This window comes from Chryseobacterium sp. IT-36CA2 (assembly GCF_949767875.1).
Taxonomy (GTDB): domain Bacteria; phylum Bacteroidota; class Bacteroidia; order Flavobacteriales; family Weeksellaceae; genus Chryseobacterium.
On sequence record NZ_CATKPG010000021.1, the window covers coordinates 547,926 to 571,338 of the forward strand.

Below are 23,413 nucleotides of genomic sequence, written 5' to 3' on the forward strand. Positions count from 1 at the left end.
TTTTAAAATCGGCTTATACAATAATACTGAATATCCCAATAATACTTACTTTTGTTTTCATAAAGATTCTGAAAATGAAAAATATTTTATCGAAGAGTATTCTCGGGTTAGGATTGATGATTGGTCTTGCTTCGTGCAAAAAATCGGACTCTCCTCTTACGAAAGTGACTCCCAGCAACCTGGATTCTATTGCTTCCAACTATTATGAGCAATACCTTAAACTATACCCTTTAGACGCTACTTCTCAGGGAGATACAAGGTACAACGACCAGCTTCCTATCAATATTGACAAGGATTTTATTTCAGGAGAAATAGCTTTTTACAATTCTGTACAGAAGCAGCTGGAGCATGTAGATTACAAAACTCTTTCTGATGAAGATAAAGTGGTATATGATGTACTGGATTATACTTTAAAAGATAAAATTGAAGCCTATGCCTATCATCCGGAATATATTCCTTTTACCCAATTCGGTGGTCTTCCGCTTACTTTTCCGCTGTATGGAAGCGGACAGGGCAGCCAGCCTTTTAAAACGGAAAAAGATTACAGCGACTGGCTGAAAAGAATGGAAAAGTTCCCGGAATGGATGAATGCAGCAGCAGATAACTTCCGGGAAGGGATTAACAATAAAGTAGTACTTCCTAAAAAACTGGTAATCAAAATGATTCCTCAGATGAAAGCGGAAGAAATCACAACAGCTGATATGGAAAAAAATATTTTCTACGGACCTATCAGAAACTTCCCGAAAAACTTCACCCAGGATCAGAAAGATAAATTTTCAGCACTTTATAAGGACGCGATTACAAAGAAAATTATTCCTGCCTATACTAAAATGGGCGCTTTTCTTGAAAAGGATTATCTTCCAAAAGCAAGAGATACAGACGGGTATAACAGCCTTCCTAATGGAAATGAAATTTACAGTTATTATGTAAAAAGCTGGACAACCACTAAGAAATCTCCCGAAGAAATCAATAAAATCGGATTACAACAGGTGGCTATGCTTCGTGCAGAGATGGAAAAAGTAAAGCAGCAGGTAGGCTTCTCCGGAACATTGGAAGAGTTTATCACTTTTGTAAAAACGGATCCCAAAGCAATGCCTTATAAGACTTCTAAAGAGGTTTTGAATGCATTCAATGGTATTTTAACGAAAATCACTCCGAAACTGAAGACTATGTTCAATGTAACGCCAAAAACAAAGTTTGAGATCAGACAAACGGAGAAATTCAGAGAAGCAAGTGCCAGTGCAGAGTACATTCCGGGAACTCCGGATAGTAAAAGAGCGGGTATATTTTATGTTCCCCTTCCTGACCCTACCAAATTCAATGTTACTTCAGGAATGGAGTCTCTTTTCCTTCATGAAGCAATTCCTGGGCATCATTATCAGGTTTCTCTGCAACAGGAAAATACTAAACTTCCTAAATTCATGAGATTCGGATGGTTTGGAGCGTATGGAGAAGGATGGGCCCATTATTGTGAGACATTAGGCCCTGAGTTCGGTTTATATACAGATCCTTATCAGAAAATGGGATATCTGAGCGACCAGATGCTAAGAGCAGTAAGATTGGTAGTAGACACAGGTCTTCATACCGGAAAAATATCACGTGAAGAAGCCATCAAATATTTCCTAAGCAATATTTCTTACGACGAAGGATCTGCCACTGCGGAAGTAGAAAGATATATGGCAATGCCGGGACAGGCTTTAGGCTACAAAATAGGATCTTTAAGAATCCGTGAGCTGAGAGAAAAATATCAGAAAGAACTTGGCAACAAATTCAATCTGGCAAGCTTCCACGATGAAGTATTGAGCCAGGGATGTCTTCCTTTGGATGTTCTGAACAGAAAAATGGAGCTTTGGGCGAAAAAACAAAAATAAAATTATAGTAATAAAAAGGGTACCGATTAATAAAGTACCCTTTTTTATTTCATCCTTCTAAATAAACAAAATTGATATGATCACAGAAAGTATAAGATCTCTTTTCAACAGGGATTTAAATAAATTAAAAACAGAGATAGAAGCCTATCAAAATGAAGAAAATCTTTGGATAATTGATAAAAGTATCGCTAATTCTGCGGGCAATCTTTGTCTTCATTTAATCGGAAACATCAATCATTTTATAGGAGCACAGCTTGGAAATACAGGTTACATCAGACACCGTGAGCTGGAATTTTCACTAAAAGATATTTCAAGAGCTGATCTTATTGAAAAGGTGGAAGCTACAATTGCTATGATAGATTCTGTTCTGCCGCAATTGTCTGAAGATGATCTTAAAAAAGAATATCCTCTGGTTGTTTTTGAAAGCAAAATGACCACAGATTACTTCTTGATTCATCTGGTTGCTCATCTGGATTATCATTTAGGACAGATTAATTATCACAGAAGGTTGTTGGATATTTAATTTCCATTAGCAATCTTAGAATAATCTATACATATAAAAAAACGCAACGATCACATAGTAATTGTTGCGTTTTATTTTTAGCTCGCAAGGGCGTTTCACTCAGTTAGGAAAATATTGCCTTTGCTGAACGAAGTGCCTTTGCGGGGTATTTCAATGTATTTTCATAAAACCTTAGCATACATAGCGCTAAAATAACTGAATTATTTCTTAAACATCATTTTCGTAATAAAGTCCTTCTCTCCTTTTCCTCTCGCCGGAGAATATTCTCTTCCATAGAAAATGATCTGCAGGTGAAGCTTATTCCATACTTCTTCCGGAAATAAATTCTTTGCATCACGTTCTGTTTCCACTACATTCTTTCCGGAGGTAAGTTTCCACTGTGTCATCAGACGATGAATGTGGGTGTCCACAGGAAATGCCTGAAATCCGAATCCCTGGCTCATCACTACTGAAGCAGTCTTATGTCCTACTCCCGGAAGAGCTTCCAATTCTTCATAAGTCTGGGGGACAATACCGTTGTGCCTTTCTAAAAGAAGTTCTGCCATTCTTTTCAGATTTTTGGCCTTCGTATTAGACAGTCCTATTTCTTTGATCAGTTCTTTGATTTCAAATTCTTCCAACTTGGCCATTCTTTGCGGCGTTCCTGCTACAGCAAAAAGATCGGGAGTAACCTGGTTTACTTTTTTATCTGTAGTCTGCGCAGAAAGGGCTACAGCTACCATTAATGTATAGGGATCGGTGTGATCCAACGGAATGGGTGTAGTGGGATATAATTTATCCAGTTCTATCTGAACGAGCTCAGCTCTTTGTTTTTTTGTCATGTATGCCTTAAATTTGAACAAAATTAAATCATTATGCTGAAAGTTGGAGATAAATTACCTGAATTTGAAGGATTCAATCAAGATGGAGAAACAGTAACTTCATCAAAATTAATTGGAAAAAAACTGGTGGTTTTCTTTTACCCACAAGCCAATACGCCAACCTGTACAGTGGAAGCCTGCAACCTGAGTGATAATTATACTAAGCTTAAAAAAGCGGGATTTCAATTACTGGGTGTAAGTGGTGATACTGTAAAAAAACAGAAAAACTTCCATAGCAAATTTGCTTTCCCTTATGATCTTATCGCGGACGAAAACCGTGATATTATTGAAAAATTCGGGGTATGGCAGGAGAAAAAAACCTTTGGAAAAACCTATATGGGAATTGTAAGAACCACTTTTATTTTTGATGAAAATGGTGTTTGTACAAGAGTGATTGAAAAAGTAACATCAAAGACTGCTGCTGAGCAGATCCTGGAAGGTTAATTCTTTTTGAAAAAATATCACAAATGCTTTCACAAATAACACGATTTAAAATCTATATGTTATTTGTGAAAGTGTTTTTTTATTGTTATTTATTCGGTTTCGTAATAGTTTAACTCTTCGGTTTCGCCAGGAAGTGTTACATGTTTTTTAAACCTTAATCCTAGTTTTTCAATCAGTTTTTGGGAAGAAATATTATCTTTTGAAATGATAGCAGATATTTTTGTTAACCCAAAATCATCCATCCCAATAGATTTAACCTTCTGAGCAGCTTCAAAAGCATACCCTTTTCCTTCAAACTCCTCCAACAGAGAATATCCTATGTCTACGATATCAAGTCCTTCTCTTTCGAATATTCCTACTGCTCCTACTTTTTCATTTCCCTCTTTGGTCACTAAAAGATAGTTTCCAAATCCCAGTCTTTCAATTTGGGGAGCGAACCTGTTTAGGATATAATTTTCAGCATCTTCAATGGAGTTAACATTTCGATTGCCAATATGTTGAATAAATTTTGGCCTGTTATAAAGTTCAAAGACAAAATCTTTGTCTTCACGGGACATTGGACGAAGGATTAATCGTTCAGTCTCATAGGTATTACTTGCGCTTGGGTGTTTTTTTGAGCTCATCTTTCTTTGGTTCTTCTTTTTTTTCGATTTTTAAAAGTCTCGGGTTATTAGCACATTTTTTATTGTAAAGCTCAATATAGGTTCCATTGTCCTTTACATTGCTTACAGTTCCTGTCGATTTATTGACAGTCACGGTATAATGTGTTTTTTGGTAAGGACACTCCTTTGAAGTCAGCTTTCCAAGGTCAAGATAATAATTCGATTTATCTTCATGATAGTTCCCAGCAAGATCCTTGAACTCCTCATCTACCATATAACCTTCAGCAGCCATCATTACAGCAGCTTCCTGAGCATTATCAATTCGGTCAATAAACTTTTTAAGCCCTTCAACATCAGTAACGTAGTTCACTTTACCTCCTTCCGAATAAGCGATGTAGTAAAAGCTGTCTTCGTTAGGAAAAAGATTGAATCCTGAAAACTGAGGGGTATAATCTACCTTCCCCGAAATCTTTATTTCTTGCCCTTTTCCATAACTGTTGTATACCAATACCCATGAATCTACCTTATTGCCTGGGTTGATTTGCTGTAAAATATTGGGAATGTTTGAAAATTTTTTCTTCTCCTGAGAATATCCTAAGATTCCCAAAAGTAAAAATATAAGAAGTGTAAATCGGGTTGCAGTTTTAATCATAATTTTAAAAATCAGCAGAAAATGTACCAAATATTACATAAACTTTTCTCCTTTCTTAAAGTTTTTTAAGTCAAGGACATAATCCTTAATAAGCTGGTCGTTATCCCTCGGACATATAAGAAGAGCTTTATCTGTGTCTACAACAATGTAATTTTCAAGCCCATCAATGATTACAGCCTTGTTATTATTTCTTAAGCGGATAATATTTCCTTTTGAATTATAAGAAAGCAGATGCTTTAGTTTTACAGCATTTCCGTTTTTATCTTTTTCAGTATTTTCATAGACAGACGTCCAGGTACCAAGATCACTCCACCCTAAGTCTGATGGAATTACATATACATTCTTTGCTTTTTCTAAAATCCCGTTATCAATAGAAATTTTCTGAACTTTCGGATAAATGGTTTCAATACAGCTGTTTTCTTTTTCCGAATTGTATTCGCAAGCCATAAAGTGTTGCATCATCTCCGGAAGATAAAGATCAAAAGCATGGTGAATGCTCTTCACATTCCATACAAAAATCCCTGCATTCCAGAGGAAATCACCACTTTCAAGGAAACTTTGGGCAATCTCCAAAATAGGTTTTTCTGTGAATGTTTTCACTTTAAAATATTCAGAGCCTTTCTTTTCTACAAACTGAATATATCCGTAGCCTGTATCAGGTCTTGTTGGGGTAATCCCTAACGTCACCAGGTAGTCATGTTTTGAGGCTACCTCAAATGCCAGCTCCACTTTTTCCAAAAAGACATTCTCTTTAAGGATCAGATGATCCGCCGGAAGGACAATCATTGTTGCATCCGGATTGATCTCAGCAATCTTGTTGGCCATATACAGATTACAAGCCGCAGTATTCTTCATAAGCGGTTCACCTACAATGTTTTCCTCAGGAATCTCCGGAAGTTGCTGATGGGAAAGAGCTACATACTCTTTATTCGTAATCACGAATATCTGCTCCTTAGGAATTACCTTGCTGATTCTGTCATATGTCTGCTGAATCATGGTACGTCCGGTCCCTAAAATATCCTGAAATTGTTTGGGAAATTTCTGTGTGCTCATCGGCCAGAACCGGCTTCCGATTCCTCCTGCCATTATAACGCAGTATCTATCTGACTTTAACATTCTTAGCTACATTTTTCTACCCTTGCTAGAGGCTTGAAAGAATACTTTCTTCCAGTAGCTAGGTTCTTACAAAGATAGTTTTTTTTAACCAAACCTTCTAATAAATACTTTTCGTTACGGTACATAAAAAACTCACCTTTCTGAAGTTCTTCAATAAAGTGAAGAGTATCATCTTGTTTTTCAGTATGAAAATATCTTACCAGATCAGGGCTGGCCATAAAATTAGCTTTAGGTGATTTTGAAAACTTTATAATGATAGGTTTTAGCTCTTCATCATAAATTTCAAGACTTTCCATGAGCATATTTCTGAACGTTTCTTTCCATTCATTGCCATGAGGTGAGATTCTTCGTCCATATTTTTCAAATGCAATCAGATGTGCCAGCTCATGGGTCAGCACAAAGAAGAAAAGCTGTGGAGTAAGCGTAGAGTTTACCGTTATTTCATGAGAATTGTCTGGAAGCTTTCTATAATCTCCCAGTTTTGAATTCCTGTTTCTTGTAACTTTTATATGTATATAGTAATCTGAAAACCAGATTCTTAAATATTCAAGAGTATTTTGAGGTAAATATTTTTCTAAAGATTTGATTGGCATTTTACAAACTTAATGGAATTCCTGCATAGAAATTCAATAGTTTAAGACTAAAAAGATAATTATATTTTGCCTGCGCTACTGATCCCTGTGCATTTGCATAATTATTTCTTGCCACATTGACGTCATAAATGGTTGTTCTTCCTGCAGCAAAGCTTTTGTCAGCAAAATCAAGAGCCAGTTTAGAGCTTTTTTCTGCTTCTACAGCAGCCCGATAATTTTCATAATTGGCATCTGCATCAAACTGAGCTTTCTGAACATTCTGTCTTACAGTCTGTTTTTGCTGTTCCAACGTATTTTTAGCAAGACTTTCGTTTAATTTGGACTGTTCTACCTGTAATTTTGTTTTCCCTTTATTGAAGATAGGTACATTAAGTGATAAACCTACATTTTGTCCAAACTGATCTTTATATTGTTCAAAAAAAGTTCCCTGCACAACACCTGGCAAAACATTAAATTGTTTATTGTAGAACGTGTTAAGACCAGCACTGGCTGTTAATGTTGGCCAGAATGCTGTTTTGCTTACCTCAGTTTGTGCTTCGGCAGATCTTATCCGGCTTTCCGCGGCTTTTATCTGGGGTTGTGTCTCATACGCAGTTGCAAGCACTTCATCTGCGGTCGTAAGTTGTAAATCAAGCTTTTCCGGAACATTTACATCTTCCACATCAAAACCTTTATAATCTGACAGTTGTAAAAGCTGAGCAATGGCAAACAAAGCACGCCCAACATTTACTTCTGCTGTTTTAAGATTTTGTTTTTCTCTTGCCAACGCTGCTTCTGCCTCTGCCAGAACCGTCTGGGCAGTTGTTCCAACTTGTGTTGTAATTTTAGCTCTGTCGTACTGTTTCTGAGCATTTCCTACTGCACTTTGAGAAATTTTTACAATCTCTTTATTCAACAAAGTAGTCAGATACTGTTGAGCAATCTGAAGAGAAATATCATTTTTAATGGTTTCAATATCATATTGGCTTGCTTCTACATCAAACTGAGCCTTCCTTACACTCTTCTCCAATCTCCCATTATTATAGACCAACATATCGGCGCCCAGCCCCACACTGTTATTGAATCTATCGTTTCTATAACTTCCTGCTCCTAATGACCCTTGTCCGAAACTCACCCCACTCGTAACATTCCCAGTTACGGAAGGCAAATATTCTTTTTTGGCTGCTTTAAGATTGTATTCTTGATTTTGTTTGTTATACTGATTTTGGATAACCTGAAGATTATGCTCCACTGCATAGCTTACACATTCTTTTAAGGACCATTTCTTCTGAGCACTTAAACCCAGATAACCTAATCCAAAAACGATGATCCAAACTTTTTTCATATTGTATATGTTTATTTGTTTTTTAATGGTATGTAATATAGAATCGCGTCATCTTCATCAGTATTTGTACTTGCAAATGAGAGCAATTCTATATTAAGATTTTTCAATATTAGACGAATTAAATATAAAAAAGTTACAGATTGAAAAATTATATTTTATTTTAAAAAAACTTTTGAGAATTTTGTATCATGACAAACGAACAATATCAGGAAGCTATCGACTGGCTTTTCGTACAGATGCCCAACTACCAGATAGATGGTCAGAAGGCTTATAAACCAGGATTAGACAATATTACAAAGCTTTGTGCTTTCTTTGGAAATCCTCAGGATAAGATCAAATGCATCCACATTGGAGGTACCAACGGAAAGGGTTCTTCAAGCAATATGCTGGCGTCCGTACTTCAGGAAGCTGGATATAAAACCGGATTATACAATTCTCCACATCTTATAGACTTCACAGAGCGTATTAAAGTCGACGGAAAAAACTGTAATAAAGAGTTTGTCTTTGATTTTATTCAAAAATTGAAAACTATTCCCGAAGACATACGCCCTTCTTTCTTTGAGTTTACTACGATCATGGCTTTTGAATATTTCTATCAGCAGCAGGTAGATTTTGCTATTATTGAAGTCGGATTGGGAGGAAGACTGGACTCAACAAATATTATTAAACCTTTGATTTCTGCGATTACGAATGTTCAGTTGGATCACCAGAATATTCTGGGAGACACTATTGAAGAAATAGCAACAGAGAAAGCAGGAATTATTAAGCAAGATATCCCAATTATTTCCGGAGACGAGAATGAAACGGTCAAAAATATCATCATTGAGAAAGCAATTAAAGAAAATGCTCCGTTTATAGATGCTACTCTTATTAATACAAACCTTGAATCTGATCTGAAAGGAAATTATCAGAAGAAAAATATCCGGGTGGTATTGGCTGCAATTGAAGAGTTAAAAAAACTGAAAGTACCTATTTCCGATGAAGCCCTTGAAAATGGATTACTCCATGTTCATCAGAATACCGGATTTATTGGCCGCTGGTTTGAGTTTTCACAAAATCCACTTACAATTTGTGATACGGGGCACAATCAGGCAGGTTTGGAGTATGTTTTTTCACAATTAAATTCGATTAACCGCCACAAGCATGTCATTTTGGGATTTGTAAATGACAAAAAAATAGATGAAGTAATGAATGTACTTCCTGAAAATTCTGAGTTTTATTTTGCAAAACCATCCGTCAACAGGGGAAGATACCCGGAAGATTATGAAAATCTGCTTCAGGGAGCGAAAATTTTTTATAAAATTTTTGATTCTGTACAGGAAGCGTATCTGGCTGCAAAAGAACGATGTACAAACGAAGAAATGATTTTTATCGGCGGAAGCAACTTTGTAGTGGGAGATTTTTTAGAAAAAAATTTGGAGATTTCCGAATAAGTCGTATATTTGCACCACTCTAAACGAGGAAACAAGTTGTAGGGGCTCTTAGCTCAGTTGGTTCAGAGCATCTGGTTTACACCCAGAGGGTCGGGGGTTCGAATCCCTCAGGGCCCACAAAAAGGATACTGAAGCCTTTCAAAAAATTTCAGGGCTCTTAGCTCAGTTGGTTCAGAGCATCTGGTTTACACCCAGAGGGTCGGGGGTTCGAATCCCTCAGGGCCCACAAAATCTCTCAGGAAACTGGGAGATTTTTTTATTTTATCCTTAAGTAATTTATAGCTTCTCCTCCACGTTTCCTTATATTTATCTACCTTTGCTTTCATTTGAATTTTCCTACGTGAAGCAGCTCCATATCATATCATTCAATTACCCCTACCCTCCTTCTTACGGTGGTATTATTGATGTGTATTATAAAATTAAGGCTTTATCTGACTTGGGAATAAAAATTCAGCTTCATTGTTTTATAGATCAGATTCCTGAAAATATTGATCCGGAGGTAAAAGAGATTACGGAAAATGTTTTTTTTTATGAAAAGAAAAAGAATCCACTACTTTATTTTTCAGGAACACCTTTCGCTGCAGCCATCAGAGATTCTGAAACTCTTGTTAAAAATCTCGAAAAGATAAAGGCTCCTATTTTGTTTGAAGGCTTACAGACAACCTCTATTATCCGGTTTCTGAGAGACAATGACCAAAAGCTCTATCTTCGTTACCACAATAACGAAACAGAGTATTATAAAGGGCTCTCTTTGTCAGAAAAGAATATATTCAAAAAGGTTATTTACAAGATTGAATCTTTAAAGTACACCGAATATCAGAAAAAACTGTTAAAGAAATTTGAAACCGTTTTCTGTCTGTCTGAAAAGGAATATAAAGAAGTAGAAACGTATTCAGGAAATGCGCAATTGATTCACATTTTTCATGGTAACGGATCAGTAAAGCAACTGGATAAAAAAGGAAATTATTTTCTCTTTCACGGAGATCTTACGACTGCTGACAACAAAAGAGCACTGAACGAGACTATTGATCTATTTAAAACTCTTCCACAATACAAATTAGTGGTCGCTTCCGACCGTGCCAGCGAAGATATTAAAAGAAAAATTTCTGAAGTTGAGAACATTAGCCTCACTCCTATTCAAACTACAGAAAAGCTTCATGATCTTCTGGAAAATGCTCAAGGTAATATTTTGATATCTTATCAGAATTCAGGCACAAAAGTGAAGCTATTTAACACCCTTTACAACAGCCGTTTTGTTATTATCAATGGAAATATCACAGACGATCCTGTTTTGAAAAATTTATGCCTGTATGGAGCCGATATGAACGAAATCCGCCAACACATTATCACCTCAGCAGAAAAAGATTACGAAGATGCCGAAAACAGAAAGAATATTCTGGATCATACGCACTCGGATAAAACTAAAGCCGAAGAAATAATAAAGGTTCTTTTTAAGAATTAACCCTATCTATAACGCCTTGAATATTAAATTCTTCAAGACAAGCCCAATCACCTCGATAACATTCTTTATCTCCAAAAACAGAACATGGCCTGCAGCTAAGATCTTTCACCTGAACAACATCTTCTTCACTCTGACCAAATCCTAAAAATCCGGCATAAGGATGGGTAGCTCCCCAAATAGAAATACATCTCGTTCCTACAAGACTCGCCAGGTGCATATTGGCAGAATCCATGGAAATCATCAACTCCAACTCTGCAATATGATTAAGTTCTTCTGTAAGATTTAATGTTCCTGCAAGGTTTTTTGTATTAGGAATTTCATGTTCCCACCTTTCAAGAGTTTCTTTTTCTTTTTTACCTCCTCCAAAGAAATATATAGTATGTTTCTTAGCCAAAATTTTCACTAATTCATAAGATTTTTCTAAAGGAAGCATTTTCCCTTTATGCTGAGCAAAAGGAGCAAAACCAATTCCTGATTTATTCTCAGAAAGAGGTCTTAAGGTGTGCGAAAGCTCTACTTTGAATCCCATTTTTCGAAAGACATCCGCGTAACGTTCTACCGTTTTTTTAAGTTGTTCTTTTTCCAGATTCCAAACGTCTGTAAGATGTTCTTTTTCCTCTTTTCCTTTATCTATTTTGAAAACCTTAAGTCCTTTTCTTCGGTATATTCTGTCTAAAATTTTGGTTCGGATTACATCGTGAAGATTTGCGACACAGTCCGGACGGAACTCTTTAATCAGTTCATTACTCAGTTTACTTAATCCAAACAGACCTTTATAATCATCCAGATCAATTCCTTTAAAGGTTACATGTGGAATTCCGGCAAACAGAGCTTCAAAATTTTTCCTGGAAACCATAATAATTTCCACACCGGGGTTCTGCTCCAGAAATTCTCTGAAGACAGGTACCGTCATCGCAACATCTCCGAATGCGGAAAAACGATATGCTAAAATTCTGGTCACAATTACGATTTCAGTTGATAAGCAACTGCATAAAACTTGATCTGCTTCGTCATCGCCATCAATCCGTTGGCTCTGGACGGAGAGAGAAATTCCTGTAATCCTATTTCTGCAATAAAATCGAAATCAGAATCCAGAATTTCCTGAGTGGAATGCCCACTATAAATACTTACTAAAAGAGATACGATACCTTTCGGCAAAATACCATCAGAATCAGCATTAAAGAAAAGCTTTCCATCTTTAAATTCAGCATCAATCCAAACTTTACTCTGGCAGCCTTTAATCAAATTTTCTTCGGTTTTTCTTTCTTCCGGTAAGCCTTTCAGTTCTTTTCCAAGATCAATGATGTACTCATACTTTTGCTCCCAGTCTTCAAGAAAAGCGAATTCCTCGATTATTTCCTGCTGTTTTTCTTTAATGGTCATTTTAAATCAAATTTCTTTGTGCAAAGATAACCATTTTTGTAAAATTTATTAATGAGATGCTTTTTCAAAAAGCTGTAGGATTTTTGTTTCCTCATTCTCCCAGCAAAATACATCTGCAGCCTTATTCAGTTCACTCTGATAATGCAATCTTCCTCTTTCAAGAACAATATTAATTGCTTTCTCAATTGTTTCAGGATTATGATTGGTGATAATTTCTCCCACATTGAACTGATTTCGTATGCGCTGCATTTCAGGAAAATTAATCATGACCAGCGGAACTCTGCTCTGAATATAGTCACAAACTTTATTAGGAAGAGAATAATAATAACTCACTCCGTTATTTTCTTCAAGACTAAACCCTACATCAGCTGTTTTGGTAATTTCTCTAAGATTTTCCGGCTTCAGTTTACCCAGGAAAAAAATTTTATCCTGTAATTTTTCATGAATAACAAGCTCTTCGTATTCTTTTTTCTTCGGCCCGTCACCTGCAATTTTCAAAACAGCATCTTTAATATGGTGCATGGCAACAATCATTTTCTCAATCCCTCGGGATTGATTGATTGCTCCCTGATACAGAATAATCTTAGGCTCATTGCTCGGAATTTCAGGAACAGAAAGTATTTTTCTCGGGATATTTCTTACAACGATTGGGTTCACATTGTATTTTTCATGGAACCACTCTGCATAACTTTCACTCTCCGTCATCATGAATTTCACATGAGGAACTAAATTTCTCTCCAGTACTCTCCAAAATTTCTGCGAAAACCTGTTTTGTACCGAGGGCATTTCCGTGAAAATTTCATGGCTGTCAAACACCAAAGGAATATTCAATTTTTTGGCAATGAGATAATTTGGCAGAAGTGCATCGATGTCATTGGCATGAAGGATAGTATCTTTGTCCGCTTTTTTCTTCAGTTCTTTGTATAATTTCCAGTTGAACTCAAAGTAAGCAGTTTTTAAGCTTTTAGATTTCAATCCTATTCTGGAAAAAGGATAAGGACGATCCATTTTCTCATTTCCATCCCAGTCGTTTCCGATCAGTTCTATAGGATATCCGTTATCAAAAAGGGTTTTGCATACCTTTTCAATCCGCTGATCGGTATACAGATTACTAAAGGCAGATACTATTATTTTTTTCTTCATCAATCTTTCTTACCAAGTATTAAATGATAGATCTGAATGAAACAAATCAGCCCGTTTGGAATAATAACCGGCCATAAAGGCCCGCTAAAAAAACCATAAATGACAAAACAAAAACAGCCAATCATGTTGACAATTCTAATTTTTCTTACATCTTTCAGTATGAAACTCAGCACGATAAAAACTGAGGCGGAATATCCGATGTAAGTAGTAATTTCAGGGCTCATGAGACATTTTTAAGGATAACAAACTTAATCATTTTCAATAAGATAATAAAATTTTTTACTGCCATAAAGTCATTAATTGATTTTTGGTAAAATATTTGTAATTTAGATAATGAATAAAAGGTAATGTTGCCTTTGTTCTAATGAGATATATTATGGATTATAAGTTTTCACAAGGTTTGAGCCAGGTGTTCAAACAAAGCAAAAGCGAAGCTAAAAGGCTGAAAAGTGAATTTCTTAATACAGAACATCTACTTTTAGGTATTATAAAAACGGAAAACTCTGCAAAAGAAATCCTTCAAAACCTTAATGCGGATTTAACACAAATCAGAAGAAAAATTGAAACTTTAAATACAGCAAGTCTTAATCCTATTTCTGAAGAGGTTACCAATATTTCTTTCACCAAGATGGCAGACCATGCCATTAAACGTGCAGAGTTAGAATGCCGTCAATATAAAAGCAATGAAATTAATACCGTTCACCTGCTTTTAGGTATTCTTTATAAATATGAGGATCCTACTTCAAATATTCTGGGAGCTTATGACATCGACTATGAAGGAGTTTCAAGAGAATACCAGACTATGCTTAAAAATTCAGGCCAGTCTCCTCAGATGAGTGCTTACGATGATGATGATGAGAGAGAAGAATTTGAGCAAATGAGAAAGCCTGCAGGAAATCTAGGTTCTGCGAAAAGTAAAACTCCTACATTGGATAACTTTGGTAGAGACCTTACTTCTTTGGCTAGAGATGGAAAACTAGACCCAGTGATCGGACGTGAAAAAGAAATTGAGAGAGTATCTCAGATTTTATCACGTAGAAAGAAAAACAACCCTCTTCTTATTGGGGAGCCTGGGGTTGGTAAATCTGCTATTGCTGAAGGTCTTGCATTAAGAATTCAACAGAAAAAAGTGTCAAGAGTTCTTTACGGAAAACGTGTGATCACTCTAGATTTGGCAAGTTTAGTTGCCGGAACTAAGTACCGTGGTCAGTTTGAAGAAAGAATGAAGGCGATTATGACAGAGCTGGAGAAAAACAGAGATGTCATCTTATTTATTGATGAGCTTCATACGATTGTAGGAGCTGGAAGCTCTACAGGAAGTTTAGATGCTTCCAACATGTTCAAACCTGCTTTGGCAAGGGGTGAAATTCAATGCATCGGAGCAACTACTCTTGATGAGTACCGTCAATATATTGAAAAAGACGGGGCTTTAGAAAGAAGATTCCAGAAAGTAATGGTGGAACCTACTTCTATTGATGAAACTGTTCAGATCTTGAATCAAATCAAAGACAAATATGAAGAACATCATAATGTAATATATACTCCGGAAGCTATTCTGGCTTGTGTCAATTTGACATCAAGATATATTACAGACCGTTTCCTACCAGACAAAGCTATTGATGCGATGGATGAAGCAGGATCCCGTGTTTACATCAAAAATATGAAAGTTCCTACAGAAATCATTGATTTTGAAAAGAAAATCGAAGATATCAAAGAACTGAAACAGAAAGCTGTAAAAGCTCAGGACTACCTTGAAGCAAGAAAGCTTAAAGATGAAGAAGAACGTCTTCAGATGGAACTGAATGCTGCTCAGGAAAAATGGGATAAAGATGTAAAAGAGAAAAAAGAAACCGTAACAGAAGAAAATGTAGCGGAAGTGGTTTCTATGATGAGCGGTGTTCCGGTAACGAAAGTTGGTAAGAACGAGCTTGACAAACTGGCCCAAATGGATGAGAAACTGAACGGAAAAGTGATTGGTCAGGAAGAGGCTGTGAAGAAAGTTGTGAAAGCTATTCAAAGAAACAGAGCAGGTCTTAAAGATCCTAACCGTCCGATCGGTACCTTTATTTTCCTTGGAACAACCGGGGTTGGTAAAACCGAATTGGCGAAAGTAATGGCAAGAGAGCTTTTTGAATCCGATGAATCGCTGATCAGAATTGACATGAGTGAATACATGGAAAAATTCGCTGTTTCAAGATTGGTTGGTGCGCCTCCAGGATATGTAGGATATGAAGAAGGTGGTCAGCTGACAGAAGCAGTAAGAAGAAAGCCTTATGCAGTGGTTCTTTTGGATGAGATTGAAAAGGCTCACCCTGATGTATTCAATATTCTGTTGCAGATTTTGGATGAAGGACACGTTACAGATAGTTTAGGAAGAAAGATTGATTTCAGAAATACCATCATTATTCTTACTTCAAACATTGGAACAAGAGATCTTAAAGACTTTGGAGATGGTGTAGGATTTGGAACTTCTGCTAAGAAGACCAGCTCAGATACCAGAGCAAGAAGTACCATTGAAAGTGCACTTAAAAAAGCATTTGCTCCAGAATTCCTGAACAGAATTGATGATATTGTAATCTTCAACTCTCTTGTACAGGATGATATCAAGAAAATCATTGATATTGAACTGAATAAGCTTTATGGCAGACTTGAAAAATTAGGATATAAAGTGGATCTTACTGAAGAAGCGAAAGACTTTATTTCTGAAAAAGGATGGGATAAAGATTTCGGTGCAAGACCATTGAAACGTGCAATCCAGAAATATATTGAAGATTTATTGGCAGAAATGCTGGTAAACAAACAATTGAATGAAGGAGAAACCGTAGTTCTTGACGTAAATGAGGCAAAAGATGCATTGATTGGGAAAACACAGAAAGCAAAGAAATCTGCTGCTGAGAAATCTTCTCAATCTTAAGAAATAAATAATTTAATTTAAATAGAAACACCCTGGAAAATTTTCCGGGGTGTTTCTTTATATGTTTTGGATAAAGCTCGTTCCTATTGATAAAATTAAAGTCCCACTACAAAACCAATATTAGGGATCAGACCGCTTGTAAACACACTGGAATTCTGTTTCCAAAGTACATTGTACATCAGCCCCAGCTGCATAAAGGAATTATTTCCAATTCTCTGCATATATCCGCCTCCCAGATACAGTGCATTTTCTTCTGTATTGTATTTATAATCGTAATATTTGTCTTTATAATTGATGAAAAAATGCTGATAATTAGCCCCTACATAAAACGATCTGCCAAAATAGTAATTCAAAAACGGACCTACTCCGAACATTGTAGATTTATAAGAATTGGAAGTCTGCCATGATACACTTCCTATAACTCCGCCTTCAAGATCTTCCGTAAGCTTGTAACCTACTCTTGGTGAAGCCTGTAAATTAAATGAACTGTTACTCCCAAATCCTAATCCGATGCCTCCTCCGAACGTCCATTTGCTGTTTTCCTGTACCTGTGTACCTACTGAAACCTGGGAAAAAAGTGATCCTGAGCCTATCAGCATCATAGAAATAATAAACTTTTTCATATGTCCTATTTATTTGTATTAAAGTATACTCTCATCTGTTTCCATCTGCAGAGAGACTGATAAAAATGTGATTGGTTATTCTATCGTTTTTATCAATGTTTAAAATTATGGTTTTTTTACGACTTTATTAATCGTATTTTTGCCGCATCAAACTAAGAACTCCCGTTAAGAGTTTCGTAAAATTGAAATACAATGAAAGTAGTAGTAGGCCTCTCCGGAGGTGTAGATTCTAGTGTTACAGCTTATTTGCTGCAGCAGCAAGGCCATGAAGTAGTGGCTTTATTTATGAGAAACTGGAACGATGCTTCCGTGACATTAGAAGATGAATGTCCTTGGATTGAGGACAGTAATGATGCCCTTATGGTGGCACAAAAACTTGGAATTCCTTTTCAGGTGATAGACATGAGTGAACTTTACAAAGAACGTATTGTTGATTATATGTTTGACGAATATCAAAAAGGAAGAACTCCCAACCCTGATGTTTTGTGTAACAGAGAAGTAAAATTCGATGTGTTTATGAAGACCGCAATGTCTTTAGGTGCTGATAAAGTGGCTACAGGACATTATGCAAGGGTAAATTCTACTTTTGATGAAAATGGCAAAGAAATCTTTCATCTTCTGGCCGGGAAAGACAATAATAAAGACCAATCTTATTTCCTTTGTCAGCTAAGCCAGGATCAGCTTTCTAAAGCTTTATTCCCTATTGGAGAACTTACAAAACCTCAGGTAAGAGAAATTGCGAAAGAAATCGGATTAGTAACGGCAGACAAAAAAGATTCTCAGGGATTATGTTTTATTGGAAAAGTAAGCCTTCCACAGTTTTTACAGCAACAATTAAAACCTAATGAAGGTGAAATTGTAGAAATTTTCAAAGATTCACCTTTATTTTCGGAAGAAAAACCTGATTTTTCATCAAAAGAAGAAGAACTTGAGTTTTTATCAAGAAAAATCAATTATAAAAAAGCTGACGGAAAAGTAATCGGGAAACATCAGGGAGCCCAGTTTTTTACCATCGGACAAAGTAGAGGTCTTGGGATAGGCGGCCATAAAGAAAGCTGCTTTATTGTCTCCAGAGACATGGAAAACAATATCATTTTTGTGGGCGAAGGAAGCCACTTCCCGGGACTTCACAAAAAAGCCTTGAAAGTAGACAATTCTGAACTTCACTGGGTACGTGAGGATATGAAACTTCAGAATGGAGAATCTATGGAAGTATTGGCCAGATTCAGATACAGACAATCTTTGCAGAAAGCAACTCTTTATCAATTTGAAAATTCTTTGTATGTTGAATTTGATGAGCTTCAGTCTGCGATTGCAGAAGGACAGTTTGCGTCATGGTATATTGATGATGAATTGATTGGCAGCGGAGTAATTGCTTAAAAAATAGCAATAAACATATCAGAATAAAAAGAGACCTGAAAATAATTTTCAGGTCTCTTTATGTTTAGTCTCAATACTTTTTATTGAATAATAATTTCTTTTTCGCTTGTTGTATGAGCTGAAAAATATCCGAGTGCTCCATTGCTGATATTACTTGGCGGATTTGCAGAAACAGTGGTATTATAATCAGGATTATCCAGGTTATTCTGAGCTTTGAGATAGTTGTAAACGGCCTCATCAATACACTGCATTTCTACTTTCACTTTACTGTTCTTACTGTATCCTGAACTATTAAGCGTTCTATTATTTACCTGTCCGTTTACGGAATAATCAGAAAACAGAGTAATCTCTTTTCTGCCATTATATCCTTGGGATGTAAACAAATAATAATTTCCTTGTACCTCGGGATCTGTAAAAACAGGAATCACTTTTTTCTCAATATAATATTCGCTAGGGACATCCTTTTGTTTTAAAGTTGTAAACTCTACATATTCTGGCATTTTGCTTACCGCTTTGTAGGTAACACCATCTACAGTTACAGACAGAGTATAAACGTCACCATACTTGGTAGTAAGATTAGTCGTTCTGTATTCTCCTTCAGTATATTTTAAAGTATCGGATTGCCCGTGGTTATCACTGATAACAACAATAGCATCTGTAACCGGTTTTGGATATGATGTAGCATTAATTTTATCAGATCTGGTGATCTTCACGCTGTAAGGTCCGGTTTTATCCGTAACATCTCCTTCAATCACTATAGTCCCGCTTAGGTCTTTTAAAGGAAGGTCTATATATCTTTCATCAAAACAGCTTAACAGAGAAAATGCAATCGGAAAGACTGCCAGGTATTTTATATTTTTCATCGGTAAAATTTAGAATTTGAAATTGTATGTTATATTGGGAACCCATGAAACAAAAGAGGTTTGCTTCGGCCTAACAATACCTTGGTTACCTTCAAAGGAAATGCTGTATGGATTACGTTTCCCATAAACATTATAAATCCCGAATGACCATGAGCTTTTGAACTTTTTATCGGTTTTCGGTTCGTAAGTTGCGTTGATATCCAGTCTGTGTGAAGCCGGTATACGTCCTCCGTTTCTTTCTCCATACTGTAGATATTCCCGGCCATCAATCACATATTTTGCTCCCGGATAGGTCATCGCATTACCCGTAGCATAGACAAATGCTCCTGATAGTGTCCATTTCGGAGTTAATTGATAGTTGGCCACCAGTGATAAATTGTGTGTTCTGTCATAGGAAGCATTATACCATCCCCCATTATTGATCTCATCATTTTGCCTTTGAGTTTTGGATAGGGTGTATGAAAACCAACCTGTAAGTTTTCCTGTCGTTTTCTTAGCCATAATTTCCAATCCGTAAGCCCTTCCTTTTCCATTATAAGCCAGATTTTGCTCTACATTATCCAGAATATTAATTTCGGCACCATCTTTATAATCAACAAGATTTGACATTTTCTTGTAAAAAACATCGGTACTCAATTCATATCCATTGCTGAACTTTTTAGTAAACCCAACGTTGATTTGATCAGCAACCTGAGGTTTTCTCACATCCATCCACAAATCATTATTAAGAGCTCCATTGAGACTGTTCAGCGTGTATATATTCTGGGTATTTCTATTGTATCCTAAGGTTAATGTATTGTTTTCATTAAAATTATACCCGACAACAATTCGAGGCTCAATATTGAAATAGCTTTTATTAAAAACATTCCCTGCATCATCCGTCTTTTTTCTATCTGAAGAAAACAATGATGCTCTCAGACCATAGTTGATGAATAGCTTATCATTAGGCTTATAATCATCATTAATATACAATGCGTTTTCCCACATTGTTCTATTATTCCTCAGAAAGCTGGAGGTTATGGATTCAGGAAGATCCCGTGTAGAGAAAAGATATTGAGAGGTCTGGAAGCCATAGCGCAAAGTATGCTTTAGACCAACATAATGAGTGAAATCCTGCTTAAGTCCAATATTTCTAATGTTGGGTTTTATTTCTAAAAATTCATCATCACTATTCTGAACCGTTGTTTTATACCCGTAATTACTGTAAATCAAAGAGGTATTTGAGAACAATTTGCTGCTGATAATGCTGTTCCATCTGAGGGTTGCGGCTGTATTTCCCCAATCATTATGGAATTCTTTGAAAGCTAAAATATCTTTACCAAAATAGCTGGATAAATGAATACTGTTATTTTTATTCAGCTGGAAATTGGCTTTTGCATTAAGATCATAGAAGTAGAGCTTAACTTTTGAGCCATCCTGTGGTGGTATGAATAGATCTGCATAAGTACGTCTTCCAGATATAATGAAAGACGATTTCCCTTTCTGAATAGGTCCTTCAACATTCAATCTGCTGCTTACCAGACCTAGCCCTCCGCTGACATTAAATGCCTGGTTATTGCCTTCTTTCATCTTAACATCAATAACTGATGACAGCCTACCTCCGTATTGAGAAGGTATATTTCCTTTATAAACCGTCACATTTCTTAAGGCGTCGCTATTGAATGTACTAAAGAATCCCAGAAGATGAGAATTGTTAAAAACCGGGGCTTCATCTATAAGTACAAGATTCTGATCTGGACTTCCTCCGCGTACACTAAAGCCAGATCTTCCTTCCTGAGAGCTTACTCCCGGTAGATATTGTATTGTTTTAAGAATATCTTTCTCTCCCAGCAAAACCGGCAGTTTAGAAATACTTTCCACATCCAGAACCTCAGCGCCTGTTTTAGATTTTGTGGAGACAACTGTTTTATTTTTTGTAATCTGTATTTCTTGAATCTGAGTTTCGTCTTTTCCCAGATTCCAGTCCAATTTTAAGGTTTCATGCAGATGGATTTCTTTGCTGTCGTTCTTACGGTTAGAATAGCTTATCTGCAGTGTATAATCGCCTTCAGGCAATGATAGGGAATAAAAACCATACTCATTGGACTGTACATTAATTTCAGATTTATCTTTAATTTTAATTACTGCTCCGGAAATTAATTCTCCTGTATCCCTATCCTTTACTACCCCGCTGACGGGATACGTATTTTGAGCATAGGAAAAAGCAGACAATAAAATAGTAGAAGTGGTGATTCGAATCATTTTTCGTCATTTTTGCGCAAAAATATATTTAAATTTCAAAAAGTTTATATCGGTGGTAAAAAATCATCTTTTTTAGCAAAAACGATATTTTTTTAGCCAAAAAGAACATTAAATGTATTTTTTTTAATCAAAAAAAATGAGATTTTATTTCAAATTACATTCAAATTCACTTTTAACGATTAGCCAACATATTTGTTATATTAATTAATTAACAATAATTTAACTCCTTCCTATTTCCACATCCATCATTCGTTAATTTTTTTAACGCATTTGAAAAAATAATATAAAACCCTACTTCAGCACAAGCAAGCTGTATTCTGAAAACCCGGCTTAAAACCTCTATGAAGAGTGTTTCTTGAAAATTAAAGTTTTACCCACCATCAATAAAAAAAATGTTTTTCAATACAAATAAGGTGTTTTGATTAAAATAGAATAAAAAAGATTTTTCTGTAACGAATTTCAGATTGCTATACTTACTGAGTAATTAATAATAAAAATACTACTATGAAAACATCTACAAGAAACCAGTATGCTTATGTAAACAATATTCTGATTGTTATTGTATCCGCTATTTTCGGTTATAATTTTTATCAGGCCATTGTACATCCGGAAAAATCCAATATCGCGATCAGTCTTATATTGGTTGTTATTACTTCCGTTATGGTTAGAAAATATGGTTATAAGCCCGTTAACGAAAAAAAGAAAGATATTTAGTATCAATAAATATTATAAAGCCCGGAACATTTTTGTCTCGGGTTTTTTATTTTTTTTAAACGGAATTAGTTCATCTTTTTATTGACATAATTCGATATAAAAAACACTGTAACAATACTTTCTACGATTAAAATCATAACTAAAAAACCGATAGGCTTTCCCAGCATAATTCCTCTGATCAGTTTTACTGCTCCCAGTAGAAAAATAAGGATTGCAAAATAAAGTGTTACTTTCGAAACCGTTTCTTTTAATGAATTTAAAATGAAAACCGAAGCGTAAAATCCGAGGATCAGAATGAGATAAAACTTCAGAAAATCTGGTCCTTTAAGAATAATCGGATTAAATGTCTGGTGTATTGCCATAAGCCACATAAAGCTTATCACAACCGGAACTGAGTGTATGATGAGTTTCTTCATAATGATTAGCTTTTATTATCCACCACAGCCACCGCATCCACCACAACCGCCGCAACCTCCTCCACAGCCACCTCCGCCGCCACTGCAACTAGCGCCGCCACAGCTTCCTCCTCCATCATTATTCTGCTTGTCTTTTCTGTTAGGATCAGAGATCTCGTTATCTCCCACTATTGCTCCTATCGCTCCCAGGATGAAAATAATCCCAAATACTACCCCTGTCACCATTAATCCAGCGAAACCATCTCCTTCTGTGCATGAAAATAAAAGCAGCAACACAAAGATCGGAGCAAAAAAAGCCATCTTTCTCAACCAGGATTGCAGTCTGGATTTTTTCTTCAGCTCTTTCCATATTTCTTCAGGAGCTTCCTGACAGAAAACTTTTTGATAGCTCGTTAAGGTATCTTCAAACCAGTTTTGATGTTTTTCTTTCTCTACATTTCCTCCTTTAGATGGATGATGATGAAGCGGTCTTTTTAAAATGTGAGGGCAGAATTCCTCCCAATAATTCTGAGTGTAAATCAGGTGCATATGCCATACTTTATCTACAATCTCACTGGGAGAGGCTCCATTAGGAAGAACACAACAGAGATAAACAAACTTTTTATACTCTTCTATTGCTTTTCTTGCGAAATCAAGGCTCCAGCGTTCTTCTTTTGCCAGTTTTTTTGTGAACGGGAAATCAGCGCCGGGAGCATCCAGAGAAAACTCCTGTATTCGGTTCCAAAGGGACTCGTCTTTTAATACCATTTTTGTTTCCATTGTTTTGATTTTTGTTTTCTACTCAAATATCAATGGATTTTACAATATAAAAGTCTTCAAAAAGTCTTTTTTGGTTTTATAAAAATCTTAAATTAGT

23 protein-coding genes and 2 tRNA genes are annotated in these 23,413 nt (G+C 36.0%); 10 read left to right on the forward strand and 15 right to left on the reverse strand.

Annotated features, from left to right (window positions below; all coding sequences use genetic code 11):
- Window positions 1-74: 74 nt before the first annotated feature.
- Both ACM6F9_RS13965 and ACM6F9_RS13970 read left to right on the forward strand, forming a co-directional pair.
- The gene (locus tag ACM6F9_RS13965; RefSeq protein ID WP_414846271.1) at window positions 75-1,871 is read left to right on the forward strand and encodes a DUF885 domain-containing protein; all 1,797 of its coding nucleotides are present in this window, start codon (window positions 75-77) and stop codon (window positions 1,869-1,871) included.
- A gap of 76 nt (window positions 1,872-1,947) precedes the next feature.
- Entirely contained in the window at window positions 1,948-2,394 is a 447-nt protein-coding gene (locus ACM6F9_RS13970; protein ID WP_414846272.1) for a DinB family protein, read from the forward strand.
- A gap of 200 nt (window positions 2,395-2,594) precedes the next feature.
- Here the strand turns inward: ACM6F9_RS13970 and ACM6F9_RS13975 are convergent, their stop codons facing one another.
- Window positions 2,595-3,215 carry an endonuclease III domain-containing protein gene (locus ACM6F9_RS13975; RefSeq protein WP_414846273.1) on the reverse strand — a complete coding sequence of 207 codons (621 nt, stop codon included), beginning with the start codon at window positions 3,213-3,215 and terminating at the stop codon, window positions 2,595-2,597.
- A 33-nt stretch (window positions 3,216-3,248) separates the two neighbouring features.
- Between ACM6F9_RS13975 and bcp the strand changes: the two genes are divergently transcribed.
- Complete coding sequence (gene bcp, locus ACM6F9_RS13980; RefSeq protein WP_414846274.1) at window positions 3,249-3,698, forward strand: thioredoxin-dependent thiol peroxidase; 450 nt, start codon at window positions 3,249-3,251, stop codon at window positions 3,696-3,698.
- Window positions 3,699-3,787: 89 nt separating this feature from the next.
- Here the strand turns inward: bcp and ACM6F9_RS13985 are convergent, their stop codons facing one another.
- The 5 genes from ACM6F9_RS13985 to ACM6F9_RS14005 are packed head-to-tail and all read right to left on the reverse strand — an operon-like array spanning window position 3,788 to window position 7,985.
- Window positions 3,788-4,321 (reverse strand): GNAT family N-acetyltransferase, encoded by a 534-nt coding sequence (locus tag ACM6F9_RS13985; protein ID WP_414846275.1) that lies wholly within the window; start codon window positions 4,319-4,321, stop codon window positions 3,788-3,790.
- Window positions 4,290-4,952, reverse strand: a complete 663-nt coding sequence (locus ACM6F9_RS13990) for a hypothetical protein (RefSeq protein WP_414846276.1) — start codon at window positions 4,950-4,952, stop codon at window positions 4,290-4,292. Before ACM6F9_RS13990 ends, ACM6F9_RS13985 begins: the two co-directional genes overlap by 32 nt.
- A gap of 33 nt (window positions 4,953-4,985) precedes the next feature.
- Window positions 4,986-6,068, reverse strand: coding sequence for a mannose-1-phosphate guanylyltransferase (locus ACM6F9_RS13995; RefSeq protein WP_414846277.1), 1,083 nt, complete (start codon window positions 6,066-6,068; stop codon window positions 4,986-4,988).
- A 2-nt stretch (window positions 6,069-6,070) separates the two neighbouring features.
- Window positions 6,071-6,661 carry a SprT-like domain-containing protein gene (locus ACM6F9_RS14000; protein WP_414846278.1) on the reverse strand — a complete coding sequence of 197 codons (591 nt, stop codon included), beginning with the start codon at window positions 6,659-6,661 and terminating at the stop codon, window positions 6,071-6,073.
- Between the two features lies 1 nt (window position 6,662).
- The gene (locus tag ACM6F9_RS14005; RefSeq protein ID WP_414846279.1) at window positions 6,663-7,985 is read right to left on the reverse strand and encodes a TolC family protein; all 1,323 of its coding nucleotides are present in this window, start codon (window positions 7,983-7,985) and stop codon (window positions 6,663-6,665) included.
- A gap of 188 nt (window positions 7,986-8,173) precedes the next feature.
- Here ACM6F9_RS14005 and ACM6F9_RS14010 point away from each other — a divergent pair, with 188 nt between their 5' ends.
- The 4 genes from ACM6F9_RS14010 (at window position 8,174) to ACM6F9_RS14025 (ending at window position 10,880) form a co-directional block, all read left to right on the forward strand.
- Window positions 8,174-9,418 (forward strand): bifunctional folylpolyglutamate synthase/dihydrofolate synthase, encoded by a 1,245-nt coding sequence (locus ACM6F9_RS14010; protein WP_414846280.1) that lies wholly within the window; start codon window positions 8,174-8,176, stop codon window positions 9,416-9,418.
- Between the two features lie 42 nt (window positions 9,419-9,460).
- A tRNA-Val gene (locus tag ACM6F9_RS14015) sits at window positions 9,461-9,535 on the forward strand.
- Between the two features lie 34 nt (window positions 9,536-9,569).
- A tRNA-Val gene (locus ACM6F9_RS14020) sits at window positions 9,570-9,644 on the forward strand.
- Window positions 9,645-9,758: 114 nt separating this feature from the next.
- The gene (locus ACM6F9_RS14025; protein ID WP_414846281.1) at window positions 9,759-10,880 is read left to right on the forward strand and encodes a hypothetical protein; all 1,122 of its coding nucleotides are present in this window, start codon (window positions 9,759-9,761) and stop codon (window positions 10,878-10,880) included.
- Here ACM6F9_RS14025 and ACM6F9_RS14030 read toward each other — a convergent pair.
- Genes ACM6F9_RS14030 through ACM6F9_RS14045 form a run of 4 tightly spaced genes read right to left on the reverse strand, consistent with a single transcriptional unit; the run spans window position 10,870 to window position 13,630 of the window.
- Entirely contained in the window at window positions 10,870-11,841 is a 972-nt protein-coding gene (locus ACM6F9_RS14030; protein WP_414846282.1) for a glycosyltransferase family 9 protein, read from the reverse strand. The genes ACM6F9_RS14025 and ACM6F9_RS14030 overlap by 11 nt on opposite strands.
- Window positions 11,842-11,843: 2 nt before the next feature.
- Entirely contained in the window at window positions 11,844-12,263 is a 420-nt protein-coding gene (locus ACM6F9_RS14035) for a SufE family protein (RefSeq protein WP_089693246.1), read from the reverse strand.
- Between the two features lie 48 nt (window positions 12,264-12,311).
- Window positions 12,312-13,406 carry a glycosyltransferase gene (locus ACM6F9_RS14040; RefSeq protein ID WP_414846283.1) on the reverse strand — a complete coding sequence of 365 codons (1,095 nt, stop codon included), beginning with the start codon at window positions 13,404-13,406 and terminating at the stop codon, window positions 12,312-12,314.
- Complete coding sequence (locus tag ACM6F9_RS14045) at window positions 13,406-13,630, reverse strand: uroporphyrinogen decarboxylase (RefSeq protein WP_414846284.1); 225 nt, start codon at window positions 13,628-13,630, stop codon at window positions 13,406-13,408. The genes ACM6F9_RS14040 and ACM6F9_RS14045 overlap by 1 nt, the downstream gene beginning before the upstream one ends.
- Before the next feature lie 152 nt (window positions 13,631-13,782).
- Between ACM6F9_RS14045 and ACM6F9_RS14050 the strand changes: the two genes are divergently transcribed.
- Complete coding sequence (locus ACM6F9_RS14050; RefSeq protein ID WP_414846285.1) at window positions 13,783-16,320, forward strand: ATP-dependent Clp protease ATP-binding subunit; 2,538 nt, start codon at window positions 13,783-13,785, stop codon at window positions 16,318-16,320.
- 95 nt (window positions 16,321-16,415) lie between these two features.
- On the opposite strand, the gene ACM6F9_RS14055 is transcribed toward ACM6F9_RS14050, so the two are convergent.
- Window positions 16,416-16,943: a hypothetical protein gene (locus tag ACM6F9_RS14055; RefSeq protein ID WP_414846286.1), complete on the reverse strand. Its 528-nt coding sequence runs from the start codon at window positions 16,941-16,943 to the stop codon at window positions 16,416-16,418.
- 192 nt (window positions 16,944-17,135) lie between these two features.
- Between ACM6F9_RS14055 and mnmA the strand changes: the two genes are divergently transcribed.
- Window positions 17,136-18,323 carry a tRNA 2-thiouridine(34) synthase MnmA gene (gene mnmA / locus ACM6F9_RS14060; RefSeq protein ID WP_414846287.1) on the forward strand — a complete coding sequence of 396 codons (1,188 nt, stop codon included), beginning with the start codon at window positions 17,136-17,138 and terminating at the stop codon, window positions 18,321-18,323.
- 80 nt (window positions 18,324-18,403) lie between these two features.
- On the opposite strand, the gene ACM6F9_RS14065 is transcribed toward mnmA, so the two are convergent.
- Together ACM6F9_RS14065 and ACM6F9_RS14070 are read right to left on the reverse strand one after the other, a co-directional pair.
- Window positions 18,404-19,186, reverse strand: coding sequence for a DUF4249 domain-containing protein (locus ACM6F9_RS14065; protein WP_414846288.1), 783 nt, complete (start codon window positions 19,184-19,186; stop codon window positions 18,404-18,406).
- 9 nt (window positions 19,187-19,195) lie between these two features.
- Window positions 19,196-21,427 carry a TonB-dependent receptor domain-containing protein gene (locus ACM6F9_RS14070; protein WP_414846289.1) on the reverse strand — a complete coding sequence of 744 codons (2,232 nt, stop codon included), beginning with the start codon at window positions 21,425-21,427 and terminating at the stop codon, window positions 19,196-19,198.
- A 504-nt stretch (window positions 21,428-21,931) separates the two neighbouring features.
- On the opposite strand from ACM6F9_RS14070, the gene ACM6F9_RS14075 reads away from it, so the two are divergent.
- On the forward strand, window positions 21,932-22,141 hold the full coding sequence (locus ACM6F9_RS14075; protein ID WP_414846290.1) for a hypothetical protein: 210 nt from the start codon (window positions 21,932-21,934) through the stop codon (window positions 22,139-22,141).
- Between the two features lie 65 nt (window positions 22,142-22,206).
- Here ACM6F9_RS14075 and ACM6F9_RS14080 read toward each other — a convergent pair whose 3' ends face one another.
- Both ACM6F9_RS14080 and ACM6F9_RS14085 read right to left on the reverse strand, forming a co-directional pair.
- Window positions 22,207-22,557 (reverse strand): hypothetical protein, encoded by a 351-nt coding sequence (locus ACM6F9_RS14080; protein WP_414846291.1) that lies wholly within the window; start codon window positions 22,555-22,557, stop codon window positions 22,207-22,209.
- Window positions 22,558-22,572: 15 nt separating this feature from the next.
- Entirely contained in the window at window positions 22,573-23,316 is a 744-nt protein-coding gene (locus ACM6F9_RS14085; RefSeq protein WP_414846292.1) for a glycine-rich domain-containing protein, read from the reverse strand.
- Window positions 23,317-23,413: the final 97 nt, after the last annotated feature.